The organism is Ornithinibacillus halophilus, assembly GCF_900129485.1.
Taxonomy (GTDB): domain Bacteria; phylum Bacillota; class Bacilli; order Bacillales; family Amphibacillaceae; genus Ornithinibacillus; species Ornithinibacillus halophilus.
This window is the reverse complement of the sequence record NZ_FQVW01000026.1, coordinates 15,141-28,241: the sequence shown is the minus strand read 5'-3', so window position 1 is coordinate 28,241 and position 13,101 is coordinate 15,141. Positions and strand designations below refer to the sequence as shown.

Below are 13,101 nucleotides of genomic sequence, written 5' to 3'. Positions count from 1 at the left end.
AATTTACAAAAAAATTTAATGACAACGCTACCAATAGTGTGTAACATTCGGTTTTTATCTTAAAATTAATAAAATGAAACTATTATTATCGAAAACTCGTATATTTTTATAGGATAAGAAAGTATAAAATTTCAGAGATGTCTAGCTCCAGCGCCTACCCCCTCGAGGTCTTAAGTCAATCCTCTCTGTGGCAAAGATCGCCACGCCTAGGCTCGACTTAAGCTTGTCGGGGGTGACCAAGGCGCTTGCGCTTTTCTTATATAGGATGGTGTTGAATGATGTTGAAAACATTGCAAGTACAAAATCTTTCATTGAAGTTGAACGATAAAATCTTACTAGATGACATTCAATTTGAATTGGAACAAGGGACGGTTACTGCTCTTGTAGGTCATAATGGGGCAGGGAAGTCAACGTTAATGAAGGCTATTTTAGCTGTTATGGAAAAGACTACTGGAAAAATTATTATAAATGAGCAGATTGACCAAGACTCTGAGTTCCTATCATTCAAACAACAGATTTCTTATTTGCCAGAAGAACCATTGCTTCTAACGGAACTAACCGTCATGCAACATTTTCAGTTATACGGAAAAAGTTATCAGATCAAGGAGGATGTATTAAATCGTAAAGTAGATCGACTTGTTAAGGGATTTGATTTGGTAGATAAATTGAATGAATATCCGGAATCACTTTCCAAAGGGATGCGACAAAAAGTACAAACGATTTGTGCAATGTTACCAGATGTTCCATTAATGTTAATTGATGAGCCTTTTATGGGATTGGACATTTATGCAATCGATTATTTTGAGGAATTGTTAAAAGAAAAACTTAAAGATGGTACAACTTTATTATTAACGACTCATCAGCTTGACAGGGTAAAAGATATTGCTGGGTTCTTCATTTTGCTACAGCAAGGTAAGTTGCTTTCTAAAGGTAGTATAGAAGAGTTCGATACTATTAAGAGAGGTACGGACAATGAGTAATCAACCCCGTTTATGGAATGTATTATTTTTCTTGAAAAGGAATCGTGCACGAAAAAAGCGCCAATTAAGAAAAATGGCTTTTCAATTAATGGTAGATAAAACAACAGGTTTTTACTTACTTGTCTTAGGTGGTTATCTTTTTGCAAGTATTTTTATTTTCGGCGATATGATTAATAAATATGAGGGTATGTTTCTAACGTTTGAGAAGGCAGCGATGGAACGTGTTGGTTTTCTTATAACTGCACTTCCAATGGCATATGTATTTCAATCAATAAAAAATCCTGGGATCATTTTTACAAGTTCAGAATTGAAGTTAAGTTACCTTACTTTTTCAATAAAACGTATTTGGCTGTATTGTGTTTTAGAAAAATGGGTGAAAAGCTTCTTTTTTTACCTTCTTAGTGGATTGCTTGTAGTGTTAGTAACACCCCTTTCATTTGAATTTGTCATAACGTATACTGGCACTCTTTGGCTAATAGGTCTACTCATGACTCTACCACAATGGAAATTGTTCCAGTCGAAATGGTATATCAAAGTAGGATGTTTGCTTGTTGTTGCGTTATTGAACATAGTAAACGTCATGACTAGTGCAGATTACATAGGGATTATTGCACTTGTACTGCTTGTTTTTATAAATATGCTGCTAATTCCTAGTATATTCCAATTCATTCATTGGGGAAGAGTTGCAGAACTTAATGATTTTAAAATCTGGACAATGCCATTAATTGAGAGAGCTTCAAATACTCGTCTAAAAAGACAGAAAAGGTATAGCATATTTCAAAATACCAAAAAGCGAAAAAAACCTTTTCGGTACACAGAAAAAGCAATTTATCATCGTTTGTGGCAAGTGTATTTTAGTAAGAATTTAGATCTTGTATCACAAGTAGTAGGAACATTATTGCTCATGCTTATCATATTTGTCTTTATTAATTCTTTCTTTGTATTTCTTGGTATTGCAGTAGCTGTTCATGTCATTACATCGTTGGCAGCAAGTTTCTTTGTGAATCGCTTTAAGACAGATATTATTGAGGTTTTACCGTGGGAGTTATATAGTTATAAAAGAACGTTGATAAAATGGTTACACATGGGTTTAGTCCCAATTGTATTACCGGTTATCCCTTACTTTATTTTAAATTATAGCTTGTGGTTACCTATTCAGCTTGTATTCATCTATTCAGCTTTCTTGCTTACGTATCATATTAAAGTAAACAAATCTATTTCAATTTTAAGAAAAGAAAATAAGAAGTTTCAAATTGAAGAGGTTATTGGTTTTATCGGTGTGGTTCTGATTGTAATAAGTGAGAGTATTCCAACTGTATCCTTAACAGTACTACTCATAGTATTTTTAATAAGAAAATATCAAAAAGATGTGACGTATGTCACAGACGAACAAATTAGGTAATGCTATTATGAAGTTGGGATAGGGATGTCTCTGCTTTATAAAAATTGTATAAGCTAGTCGGTAGGCTTATACATCCATTGGTATGTACCCAATGATGGGCGAAATGCTTCTTGGCATTTCGCCTTTTTCTATTAGGTAAGACAAGAGCACAAACTCCTACCACCTCGATAGTTAGATGTACTTCGTCTTTTTATAAACTCACGCATGTGTCAGTCATTGCATAAATTATTATATAGACTGAATCTAAAGGATGTGTGTGCGATGCAATATAGACCTTATTCTAATTACCCACCATCCAATCAGGGGCATTCCCTTTATCATCAACAATTAAATCAAATGCATCAACCTAATTTCCCTTATCAACAGCCGCCTGAGCAATACTTTCAACAGCAATCACCATTTGAACAGTTCCAAAAGCCAAAACAGCCAGCTGATTGGTTTAATAGCATGGCCCAAAATCAAGCATATCAACAATATAATCATCAACAACAACCTTATTCTAACTACAGCCAAGGTATTTTATCGCAATTTCAAGACGAAAATGGACAAATGAATTTAGATAAAATGTTGTCAACCGTCGGACAAATGGCTAACACGTATCATCAAGTACAGCCAATAGTAAAACAGGTAAGTTCCTTGTTGAAAAATTTTCGCTACAATTAATAGCTAGAATTTAGTTAGCTGATAAAATAAAAATGATTTTGTTCTGCGCTTTCAACTGTATTTTTTGGTGTAAGTGGCAGAAGATAAAAAAGAGATAAAGAAGTTTTATATAAAGATGATAAACATAGAACTTCAGATTAGGGAATGCGAGTAGGAATCTGAAGGAGAGAATGAATATGATTGGGTGTTTAGTGATACATGGTTTTACAGGTGGACCGTATGAATTACAGCCATTAACGGACTATTTAAAGAAACACACCGATTGGCATATTTCCATTCCAACTTTACCTGGACATGGAGAAGAGTTAGAATTAGAAAATGTTTCCCATAAGAAATGGATTACCACAGCAGAAATGGCTTTAAAAGAGTTGAAGCAAAGGTATGACAAAGTATATGTTATTGGCTTTTCTATGGGTGGAATGATTGCTGCCTATTTAGCAGCAAAGTATAAAGTAGATAAACTCGTTCTGTTAGCTACTGCTCGAAAATATATTTCATTAAAGCAAATGGGTGTTGATTTTGGAGGGGTTCTTAGGGATGGTGTCAAAGGAGATTTAAGCAAGAATAAATTGTATTTACATTATAAAAAGAAATTAGGTTCTGTTCCTTTTAAAGCAAACTTAGAGTTCTTAAAACTAGTCCGTTTTACTAGAAAGTTTTTAAAAGATGTCACTTCCCCTGTTCTCATTGCACAAGGTCAAATGGATAGTATGGTTCCATACAGGACTGCCTATCATTTGGATAAAGAAATACCTTCAAATGAGAAAGAAGTGGTGTTCTTTGAACGGTCCCGTCATTTAATCTGTTTGGGAAATGATAAGGATACATTAAACAGAATGGTGTATCAATTTTTACGAAATGAATCAAAAAAGGCTTCGGAACATTCGTCGTAAACCGAAGCCTTTTTAATATTATTTTTTATCTTTAAAGAACGAAATAACTAATGCGCCTTCACCACCATAAGTGGAGATTAGTGGGCCAGTTTCAGTTAAGAATGTATCTTTAAATCCATATTGATCTTTTATATCATTTAATACAGAATGCGCTCGATCTTCCGTATTGCAGTGGGTCATTATTAATACTTTCTCTTCGACTTGTTTTGTATAAGCTCCAATTTCATCTAGAAAACGGCGAATTGATTTTTTATCGCCACGAACTTTTTCTACAACTTCAATTGTTCCCTCATCACTTGCTTTCATTAATAATTTAATATTAAGGGTCTTTGCAATCTTTCCTTTAACTCTGTCGAGACGTCCACCTAGGACAAGGTTCTCTAATGTTTTTAAGACGAATAAAGTTGTCGTTTGTTCCACACGTTCGTTAAGATGGGCTACTAATTTATCAAAAGAATAGCCTTCTTCCATTTTTCTATTAGCCTCATGTATTAATAGGGCTTGTCCACAGGATGCGGTCTTTGTATTGATAACTTCAATTTTACGATTCGGTTCTTCTTCTAAGAGCATATTTTTGGCAGCAACTGCATTTTCATAGGTGCTACTTAAACCTTTAGATAGGCTAAGCATGATAATCGGTATTTCTGAATCAATTTCCTTATATGCTTCATAAAAGTCGTTTGGACTAGGTGCCGATGAACGAGGTAACTCTTTAAGTTCTCGTATTTTTTGATAAAATGTTTTCGTATCAATGGTCACTCCAGTCTTGTATTGTTCATCCCTAAAATGGAGATATAGTGGTACAACTTTAATATTGATTGAATCAGATAAACGTTTAGGTATATCTGCTGCACCATCTGTCATAATTTGAATTTGCATGCCTTTCACCTACTCTTATTAATAATATTAGTTTTAATTATAACAGGTTATGAATTATTAATATATTATTTCTTCTGTGATATAGTAACTTTCGATTTTTTTGTTGTACTTAATATGAACAAAAATAATCCAAAAATAACAATTGTTCCACCTAACCATTGCTCCCAAGTAATCTTTTCTCCAAGGATAATATAAGCTAGAATGGATGCACCAATTGGCTCAAAAACGATTCCCATTGAAATGGTGGAAGTACTCAACCATTTGATGGCCCAATTAAATAAGGTATGCCCTAAGAATGTTGGGAAAATCGCTAACGCGAGAAACAGTAGCCAGTGATCTGTTGGATATCCGACAAAGGGATTTTGAAGAATGAGATTGTAAATGATTAGTGTTAAAGAACTTATGCCGTATACGACAAAGGTATAAGTCATTAATGAAAGACGTTTTCTTACGTTTTGCCCCATCAAAAAATACCCTGTAACAGCAACTGCTCCAAGTAAAGCGAGCATGTCACCCCAAAATGCTAAGCCACTTATTTGAAAATCACCCCAACTTATAATAATGCTTCCAAATAGTGCGATAACCATACTAATAATGGCTCCGGGTGAAAATCTTTCTTTAAAAAATAAATACGTTCCTAAAAAGGCAAATATTGGCTGCAGGGAAACTAAAACAACGGAGCTTGCCACTGAAGTGTAGTTTAACGATTCGAACCACAAAATGAAATGAAAAGCTAATAATATACCTGCAAAAGTAGATAAGATCCAATCTTTTTTCTTTATGTATTTGAATTCATGTTTGTATTTAAATAAGACGATAGGTGCCATTAATAAAACAGCAAATAGCAGTCGATATTGGGCAATGATTGCTGCAGGTGCACCACTTGCTAGTTTGACGATAACTGCAGATGTTGAAACGGAAATAACTCCAACCACAACAGCAATATATGGATTGAATGGAGGTAGTCTCATTATTAGCCTCCTTATATATTTTTTGTAATGTCCTCCTTAATTGGAAGGAATAACATTTTCACTTTCTTATGTTTAGCTTAGTGACATTATTTTACCATGCAATAATTGAAAAATCATTTTTCTATATATGTTTCAGACTAATTAATTTAAAGAAAGCAATGGTTGTCTTTTCCAAAAGTAGTAGATATCTTTAACAAGGGTATGTTATTATAAAATGACTGTTATTTGCCACGGTGCTATAATCCGTAATAAACCATTACAATTTGGAGAATTCTAATGGTAGATGGCGGAAATTGAGGTTTACTTACAAGAAATCAATTAGGTTTCTACCATAGTTGGATATCTTTTTACATGAATGAAGTGAATGAAAGAAGTCATATAAAAAACAACCTTTTATGATAGTTAAGGAAATCCAGTGTATTTCTATTGGAAAATAAAGTACAAAAACGGTGCTGTATCAATCGGTAGCATCACGGCAAGTTCTAGGCGCTTAGGCGAGAAAATATACACAAAAAGGAGAAATATAAGCGTGACAACATTTAAAGAACTAGGTATATCAGATCCTATTATGAAATCACTTGAGAAAATGGGGTTTGAGGAAGCAACCCCAATTCAATCAGAAACAATCCCGTTAGCTTTAGAAGGAAATGATGTGATCGGACAGGCACAAACGGGAACAGGAAAAACGGCTGCATTCGGAATTCCAATGATACAAAAGATTAATCCAAAGGAAAGAAAAATCCAAGGGTTAGTCGTTGCTCCAACAAGGGAATTAGCGATTCAAGTAGCAGAAGAAATCAACCGATTAGGAAAATTCAAAAGTGTTCGAGCACTTCCGGTTTATGGTGGTCAACATATGGACAGACAAATTCGTTCATTAAAAGATGGTCCACAAATCGTCGTTGCCACTCCTGGAAGATTATTAGACCATTTCCGTAGAAGAACTGTTCGCACGGATCATGTTCAAACAGCTGTTTTAGATGAAGCAGATGAAATGTTAAACATGGGTTTCATTGATGATATTCGAGAAATCTTAAAAGGTATTCCTGAAGAAAGACAAACATTGCTTTTCTCAGCTACGATGCCAAAAGAGATTCGTGATATTGCAACGAACTTAATGAAGAGTCCTAAGGAAGTTAAAGTAAAAGCGAAAGAAATGACCGTTGAAAATATCGATCAGTATTTCGTTGAAATTCCAGAAAAATTCAAGTTTGATACGTTAACAAATCATTTGGATATTAATAATCCTGATCTTTCTATCGTATTTAGTAGAACGAAAAAAAGAGTGGATGAAATTGCAGAAGGACTTCAAGCAAGAGGTTTTCGTGCAGAAGGTATCCATGGTGATTTAACTCAAGGGAAGCGTATGTCTGTACTAAATAAATTTAAAAACGGTCGTGTTGATGTCTTAGTTGCAACAGATGTGGCTGCTCGTGGTTTAGATATTTCAGGAGTAACTCATGTATATAACTTTGATATCCCACAGGACCCAGAAAGCTATGTACACCGTATCGGACGTACAGGAAGAGCTGGAAGAGCAGGTGAAGCTATCTCATTTGTTACACCAAGAGAAATGGCTCATCTAAAATTAATTGAAAAAGTAACGAAAAGTAAAATGAAACGTATGATGCCGCCATCAAATCAAGATGCAAAACGTGGTCAGCAACAAGTGACTGTTGAAAAAATCTTGAAAACCATTGAGAAGAGTGAACTTAGTTCCTACCATGAAACAGCTAATGAGTTATTGCAAGAACATGATTCAATCACTGTTATTTCTGCAGCACTGAAGATGTTAACGAAAGAAAGAAGAGATGTGCCTGTTAGCATATCTTCAGTAGCGCCAATTAGTGTGAAAAAAGCACAGCGTAGTAATGATGGTAAGAGACGTTCTAATAATAAGCGTTTTTATGGGAAGCGAAACCAAGGTGGCCGTGGTGGCCAGGGCGGTCGTGGAGGCCAAGGTTCTAGAAACCAAGGTGGAAGAAACCGTAAAGGCAACTTCAACCGCAAAAACCGTGACTAATATAAGAAGTAAGGGCTTAGAGAACAAATCTCTAGGTCCTTCTTTTTTAATAAAAGAAATTAACTGAACTAATTTCTAAACCCAAATCCCAACACCATATATTATTGAAACTTTATTAGTTTTTCAACGTACTTTATTATAGACATAGAAAGAGAGGGAATATAACATGAGACAACCACCTAGTAACACGATTGCACTTGATGCAATAAAAGCCTGGAGGATTTCTGCTATCCTTTCTGAGGCGATTGCATGGGTGATTACGATAACGCTATTTGTTTTAGCTGTTATCTTTGATTTTTCTATATGGATACCAATTGTTGCAGCAATTATTAGCTTATTAACGACCATTATTTTTGTTTTTATATTACCAAAATTAAGATGGAGAAGATGGAGGTATGAAGTCTTTGAACAAGAGATTTACATACAACATGGTATTTTTATCGTTTCAAGAACTTTAGTGCCAATGATTCGTGTGCAGCATGTTGATACTAAGCAAGGGCCAATCTTAAAGAAATATCAATTGGCTAGTGTAACGATTTCAACTGCAGCAACAACACATGAAATTCCAGCATTACTAGAAGAGGATGCATCTGAATTAAGAGACCGAATTTCAGCATTGGCAAGGGTGGATGAAGATGATGTCTGATCACCGTCGTTTACATCCAGCTGCGATTATTTTCAATTTTATTAAAACATTAAGAGAGTCATTGTTTTTAATTATTATTACATTTATTTCCTTTAAAGATGATTACTTAGGATGGTACCTATTAGGGGTAGGTGTCATTCTTATATTAATCATTGTATTTAGTATTTTATCATGGTATCGATATACGTACCGGATAGAGGATAATGAACTTCGTATCGAATATGGAATATTCATTCGTAAAAAGAGGTACATATCCAAAAATAGAATTCAATCCATTGATTTAACGGCTGGTGTGCTTCACCGGATATTTAAGCTTGTAAAAGTAGAAATCGAGACAGCAAGTAGTGGTTCAGGAGCCGAGGCCTCATTGAAGGCTGTATCACTAAAAGATGGAGAAGCCCTTCGAAACGAGTTAAAAAATGTGAAACAAGTGGACGATTCGGCTGGTGAGAATTTAGAAGAAGAATTACAAAATGAAATTCCGGTCATCTCCCAAAAAATAACGGTTAAGCGTCTATTTTTGGCTGGAACAACATCAGGAAGTATTGGGGTTATTGCTGCAATAGCTGCAGTTGGGTTCTCAGAATTGGAACAGTTTATTCCTGATGATTTTTATGATGAAACATTAGAACTAATTGTTAGTTTGAGTATAGTAATTTTAATTGTGTTGGGAATCATGGGTCTGCTGATTTTATGGGTATTAGGAATAGCTGGTACGATGATCAAATATGGTAACTTTACGATATCAAGAAATGAGGAAGAATTACTTATTACTAGAGGTCTATTAGAGAAGAAGCAATTAACCATTCCGCTTAAGAGAATTCAGGCAATTGGAGTAGAGGAAAGTATTATTAGACAACCTTTTGGATATGTGTCTGTTTTTGCAGAAGTTGCCGGAGGTTCAATTGATAAAGGGGAAGAATTATCTACTGTATTATTCCCAATCATGAAGGCCAATGAGGTAGAGGATTTCTTACAAAAGTTCTTACCAGAGTTTATAACAGAAAGACAGGAACTGAATAAGCTTCCAAAACGGTCTAAAAAGTATTATCTAGTACGCTCAGTCCTTCCATTTATAGTGATGTTAGCGGGAGTAGGTTTCTTTATTCCTCAATTTATTTGGATTCCGATTGTCTTATTAATTGGAAGTATGTATTTAGGGATATTAAGACAAAAAGATGCAGGTTACCGTATCGATGATAAATTATTAACAATTCGCTACCGGATGTTGAGTAAAGTGACTATGGTAATGCATCACAAGCGGATTCAATCATTTAATAGAAAACAACACAAGCTACACAAAAAAGAGAAGTTAGCTACGATAAGGTTATCGATTATTGGGATAATGGGGGCAGGAAAGCACTTCACACTAAAAGAACTCGATGAGGAAGATTCTAATTCAGTATCTAGCTGGTATTCGTATCGTGAGTAGCGTGTATTCTAGGTAAGAAAAGGATTGAAATCAATGCAGTGTGATTAGGTGTCCATTGTTGTGGAGTGAAAACTCAATGAAGCCGAGCGAGCTTGCCGTGGTTAGGAGCGGGTCCTCATGGAGTGGAGCGAATTCACAAGGGAGACGAGTGAGAACCCTCTGGAGTGGAGCGAATTCCTATTATGGATGAGCAAGATTCCCTTGTTGAGGAGCACAATCATCATATCGAGGAGCGAATTCAAACTAGGATTGAGCAATTTTACGAGGAAATCCACTTCTAAGATAATCATGGATACTAAAAAAATGAAGAATTAACAGAAGGATGAACCACTGTAAGATAGTTAGTGGTTCATCCTTCTACATCAATCAACAATCCCTCAAAGAAACCTTGCCAAAAGTCCAATGAGTACTAACCCCCCAAGAACTATCCAAAGTATGTTTTTCTTAAAGTTTTTAGGTACTCTTCTTTTATTCCAACGATTGGGATCAAATGATATTTGGTCATCATCTACTCGTCTTCTGTTACGCCAATGCGAGAATGCTCGAGCCTTGCTCAGGACGATTGGTGCTAAAGCAAAACCACCAATGAATCCGAAAACATGGCCAGACTGATTAATTCTGTCTGTTAAAAAGGTCATGATTAGCCCAATGATAAAGATGGTAACAACAATTTGGGCATTTGCTTGATCAATTAAATCTTTCCGGAAAACAACCATAAACACATAAATTCCAAACAATCCGTAGATTGCTCCAGAGGCCCCAACGTGCCCATACCAGGTACTTCCTTCAATTAATTGCGTCCCCAGGTTACCAATAATTCCAGCACCAAGGTATGCGAATAGAAATTTCCCTTTTCCAAGCATCTGCTCGAGAGCAGGTCCAAACAATACCAATGCAAATGAGTTGAATAATGCATGCATTAAGTCGACGTGTAAGAAAATAGGGGTTACCAATCTCCAATACTGGCCTTCGCTAACTAAATAGGTATTTCCACCACCCCATATATTAACGGGTAGGAAAAAATCTAGTAACCAAAGGGCTAAGTGTATAATGATTAATCCTGAAACGATTGGATAATAGTGCATAAATTCTTTTATACTTTTTTCTGTACGAATAAACATTAAAAATCCTCCCTTCTATAGAATATTTTTATAATGATTGTGGTATGCTTTGTTTTTATCAATTACTATTGTCGGTTATGATAAGAGTATTAATATCAATAGATTACTAAAAGTGTGGTTTATTTTACAACTAAATGCTTGTTGTGTCTAACGATAGGAGTAGAAATTATGATTAAAGGAATAGGAATAGATATCATTGAATTAGAGCGTATCAAGAAAAGCATGAAGAAAGAGGCTTTTCTAATTCGTATTTTAACAGAAAAGGAAAGGGAACAATTTTACTTATTACGTCAAGAAAGTAGACAGGTTGAATTTGTTGCTGGAAGGTTTGCTGCAAAAGAAGCATTCTCAAAAGCTACAGGTACTGGGATAGGTGAACTTAGTTTTCAAGATATTGAAGTGCTAAATGCTGAACACGGTGCACCAATAATGATAGTAGAAAAATACAAGGATGATGAAATCCATGTATCAATTAGCCATAGCAAAGAATTTGCAGTTGCTCAAGTGATTTTAGAACAAAAATAAACAAAAATACATAGGAATGGATATTAAAATAATTTCAATGTCTTCTTGTTAAACTAGAAAATGATATAAGTTTACTAGAAGCTCTGCATATTTAAAGAACTTGTCTCATATATTTTTAATGCGGGTAGGAGGGAACAAAGTGTATATTGTCACCGCACAAGAAATGTACGATATTGATCGTTATTCAATAAACGAAGTTGGTCTTGATGGAAAATGCAGGTAGGGCTGTGTGTGTAAAATCGATCATAAGCTTACAAAAAGTGGCCGAATCATAGTATTTGTAGGTGCAGAAAATAACGGTGGAGATGGTTTTGTAATTGCCCGAACATTGCTCAATGATGGTCACTATGTGTATATCACTTAAGTAGTACCCAATGAGAAAATCAAAGGTGATGCCAAATATTACTAGCAGATTTTTCTTAATTCTTCTTATTGATGCAATTTCAGGGATCGGGTGAAGGATGAACTTCGAGAACCGATCACCTCTATTGTTTCATTGATTAAGAAAGCGGCCTCCTATGTTATTTCGGTTGATATTCCTTCAGGCTTACAAGCAGATGAAGGATTCATAAGCTTTCAAGCTGTACAAGCTGATTACACAGTAGTCCATTGGTGCTGCAAAGATGAGCGTCTTTCTAACACATATATCAGCATACTATGGTGAATGGGGATTAGTTCCTATTGGACTAGCCTACCGTGCGCTCAATTTTCTAATCGGAGGACATCATCAATTAACAGTTTTCAACGATCAATCCCAGAAAGAGGCCTTGATGACCATAAGGAAAAATTTGGAATAGGTTTAGTAATTGGCGGTAATGACTTAATGCTTGGAGCAGTAGGAATGAGTGCTAAAACTGCACTAAATCAGCAGGTCACATTACTGCAAGGAATACTAAACAAGTAATCCATTCAATAGCATCAAACTGTCTAGAAGCTAAGAAGGGATTCTTAGTCGGTAATCAGGCTATTGAGATGGATATCTATGATGAAATTGCATTGAGAGTTGTTTTAGATAGGAATAGTGAAATTAAAGATCTAGTTCTCTCAATTATTAATTATGCAAGGTGTCCAGTTATCATCGATGCAGATGGCCTATATCACCTTAAGAATCAGTTGTACCTTTTACGAGCGAGTAGAATGAAAAGTAAACACTCCACATCTTTTAAATCACAATATTTTAGGTGTTTCTAGTTCAGAATTAATGCGTAAACCATTCTATTTTTCCAGTGAATTAGCTGCAAGATACCAAGTTAACTCGTATTAAAAGGAAGATATATATCGTGCCCCTTCAGGAAAGCAAACTGTCAATCAAACAGGGAATCTTGAGCTTGCTAGATCTGGGAGTGGCGATGTATGGACTGGTACAACCTTTGCAAGGCCATGCAAGATATTCCAATTTATTCACCATGCTATGGCTGCCGATACCTTGATAGATAAAAGCTATTCTTATTACGGCCTTATGGCAACCGTTGTCATACAAGGAACCTCGGATGTGTATCGTACATTTCTAGGCAAATAGAAAAAGGAGTATTTTCTCATTTGCTTAAGTGCAATTTAGGACTGAAT

14 protein-coding genes are annotated in these 13,101 nt (G+C 35.3%); 11 read left to right on the top strand and 3 right to left on the bottom strand.

All coding sequences use genetic code 11. The features are described 5' to 3' along the window. Positions 1 to 275 precede the first annotated feature (275 nt). The 4 genes from BUB12_RS11070 to BUB12_RS11055 all read left to right on the top strand — a co-directional run bounded on the left by BUB12_RS11070 (position 276) and on the right by BUB12_RS11055 (position 3,938). On the top strand, positions 276 to 980 hold the full coding sequence (locus tag BUB12_RS11070; RefSeq protein ID WP_234982670.1) for an ATP-binding cassette domain-containing protein: 705 nt from the start codon (positions 276 to 278) through the stop codon (positions 978 to 980). Next, positions 973 to 2,382 carry a hypothetical protein gene (locus tag BUB12_RS11065; protein ID WP_072890891.1) on the top strand — a complete coding sequence of 470 codons (1,410 nt, stop codon included), beginning with the start codon at positions 973 to 975 and terminating at the stop codon, positions 2,380 to 2,382. Before BUB12_RS11070 ends, BUB12_RS11065 begins: the two co-directional genes overlap by 8 nt. Before the next feature lie 261 nt (positions 2,383 to 2,643). Next, positions 2,644 to 3,045: a YppG family protein gene (locus tag BUB12_RS11060; protein ID WP_072890890.1), complete on the top strand. Its 402-nt coding sequence runs from the start codon at positions 2,644 to 2,646 to the stop codon at positions 3,043 to 3,045. 176 nt (positions 3,046 to 3,221) lie between these two features. Then, entirely contained in the window at positions 3,222 to 3,938 is a 717-nt protein-coding gene (locus BUB12_RS11055; RefSeq protein ID WP_072890888.1) for an alpha/beta hydrolase, read from the top strand. An 18-nt stretch (positions 3,939 to 3,956) separates the two neighbouring features. Here the strand turns inward: BUB12_RS11055 and BUB12_RS11050 are convergent, their stop codons facing one another. Together BUB12_RS11050 and BUB12_RS11045 are read right to left on the bottom strand one after the other, a co-directional pair. After that, entirely contained in the window at positions 3,957 to 4,817 is an 861-nt protein-coding gene (locus BUB12_RS11050) for a DegV family protein (protein ID WP_072890886.1), read from the bottom strand. 65 nt (positions 4,818 to 4,882) lie between these two features. Next, positions 4,883 to 5,788, bottom strand: a complete 906-nt coding sequence (locus BUB12_RS11045; RefSeq protein WP_072890885.1) for a DMT family transporter — start codon at positions 5,786 to 5,788, stop codon at positions 4,883 to 4,885. A 529-nt stretch (positions 5,789 to 6,317) separates the two neighbouring features. Here BUB12_RS11045 and BUB12_RS11040 point away from each other — a divergent pair. The 3 genes from BUB12_RS11040 (at position 6,318) to BUB12_RS11030 (ending at position 9,889) form a co-directional block, all read left to right on the top strand. Continuing rightward, positions 6,318 to 7,811: a degradosome RNA helicase CshA gene (locus BUB12_RS11040; protein WP_072890883.1), complete on the top strand. Its 1,494-nt coding sequence runs from the start codon at positions 6,318 to 6,320 to the stop codon at positions 7,809 to 7,811. Positions 7,812 to 7,977: 166 nt separating this feature from the next. Beyond that, a complete protein-coding gene (locus BUB12_RS11035; RefSeq protein ID WP_072890881.1) occupies positions 7,978 to 8,457 on the top strand; it encodes a PH domain-containing protein in 480 nt (159 codons plus the stop codon). Beyond that, complete coding sequence (locus BUB12_RS11030) at positions 8,450 to 9,889, top strand: PH domain-containing protein (protein WP_072890922.1); 1,440 nt, start codon at positions 8,450 to 8,452, stop codon at positions 9,887 to 9,889. The genes BUB12_RS11035 and BUB12_RS11030 overlap by 8 nt, the downstream gene beginning before the upstream one ends. Before the next feature lie 377 nt (positions 9,890 to 10,266). Here the strand turns inward: BUB12_RS11030 and BUB12_RS11020 are convergent, their stop codons facing one another. Then, on the bottom strand, positions 10,267 to 11,010 hold the full coding sequence (locus BUB12_RS11020) for a rhomboid family intramembrane serine protease (protein ID WP_072890877.1): 744 nt from the start codon (positions 11,008 to 11,010) through the stop codon (positions 10,267 to 10,269). Positions 11,011 to 11,178: 168 nt separating this feature from the next. Here BUB12_RS11020 and acpS point away from each other — a divergent pair, with 168 nt between their 5' ends. From acpS to BUB12_RS11000, 4 genes are all read left to right on the top strand, one after another. Then, on the top strand, positions 11,179 to 11,535 hold the full coding sequence (gene acpS / locus BUB12_RS11015; protein ID WP_072890876.1) for a holo-ACP synthase: 357 nt from the start codon (positions 11,179 to 11,181) through the stop codon (positions 11,533 to 11,535). 229 nt (positions 11,536 to 11,764) lie between these two features. Next, positions 11,765 to 11,899: an NAD(P)H-hydrate epimerase gene (locus BUB12_RS18265; RefSeq protein ID WP_084063306.1), complete on the top strand. Its 135-nt coding sequence runs from the start codon at positions 11,765 to 11,767 to the stop codon at positions 11,897 to 11,899. A 90-nt stretch (positions 11,900 to 11,989) separates the two neighbouring features. Further along, positions 11,990 to 12,199: an NAD(P)H-hydrate epimerase gene (locus BUB12_RS11005; protein WP_072890874.1), complete on the top strand. Its 210-nt coding sequence runs from the start codon at positions 11,990 to 11,992 to the stop codon at positions 12,197 to 12,199. Next, complete coding sequence (locus BUB12_RS11000) at positions 12,200 to 12,439, top strand: hypothetical protein (protein WP_072890873.1); 240 nt, start codon at positions 12,200 to 12,202, stop codon at positions 12,437 to 12,439. The last annotated feature ends 662 nt before the right edge of the window (positions 12,440 to 13,101 follow it).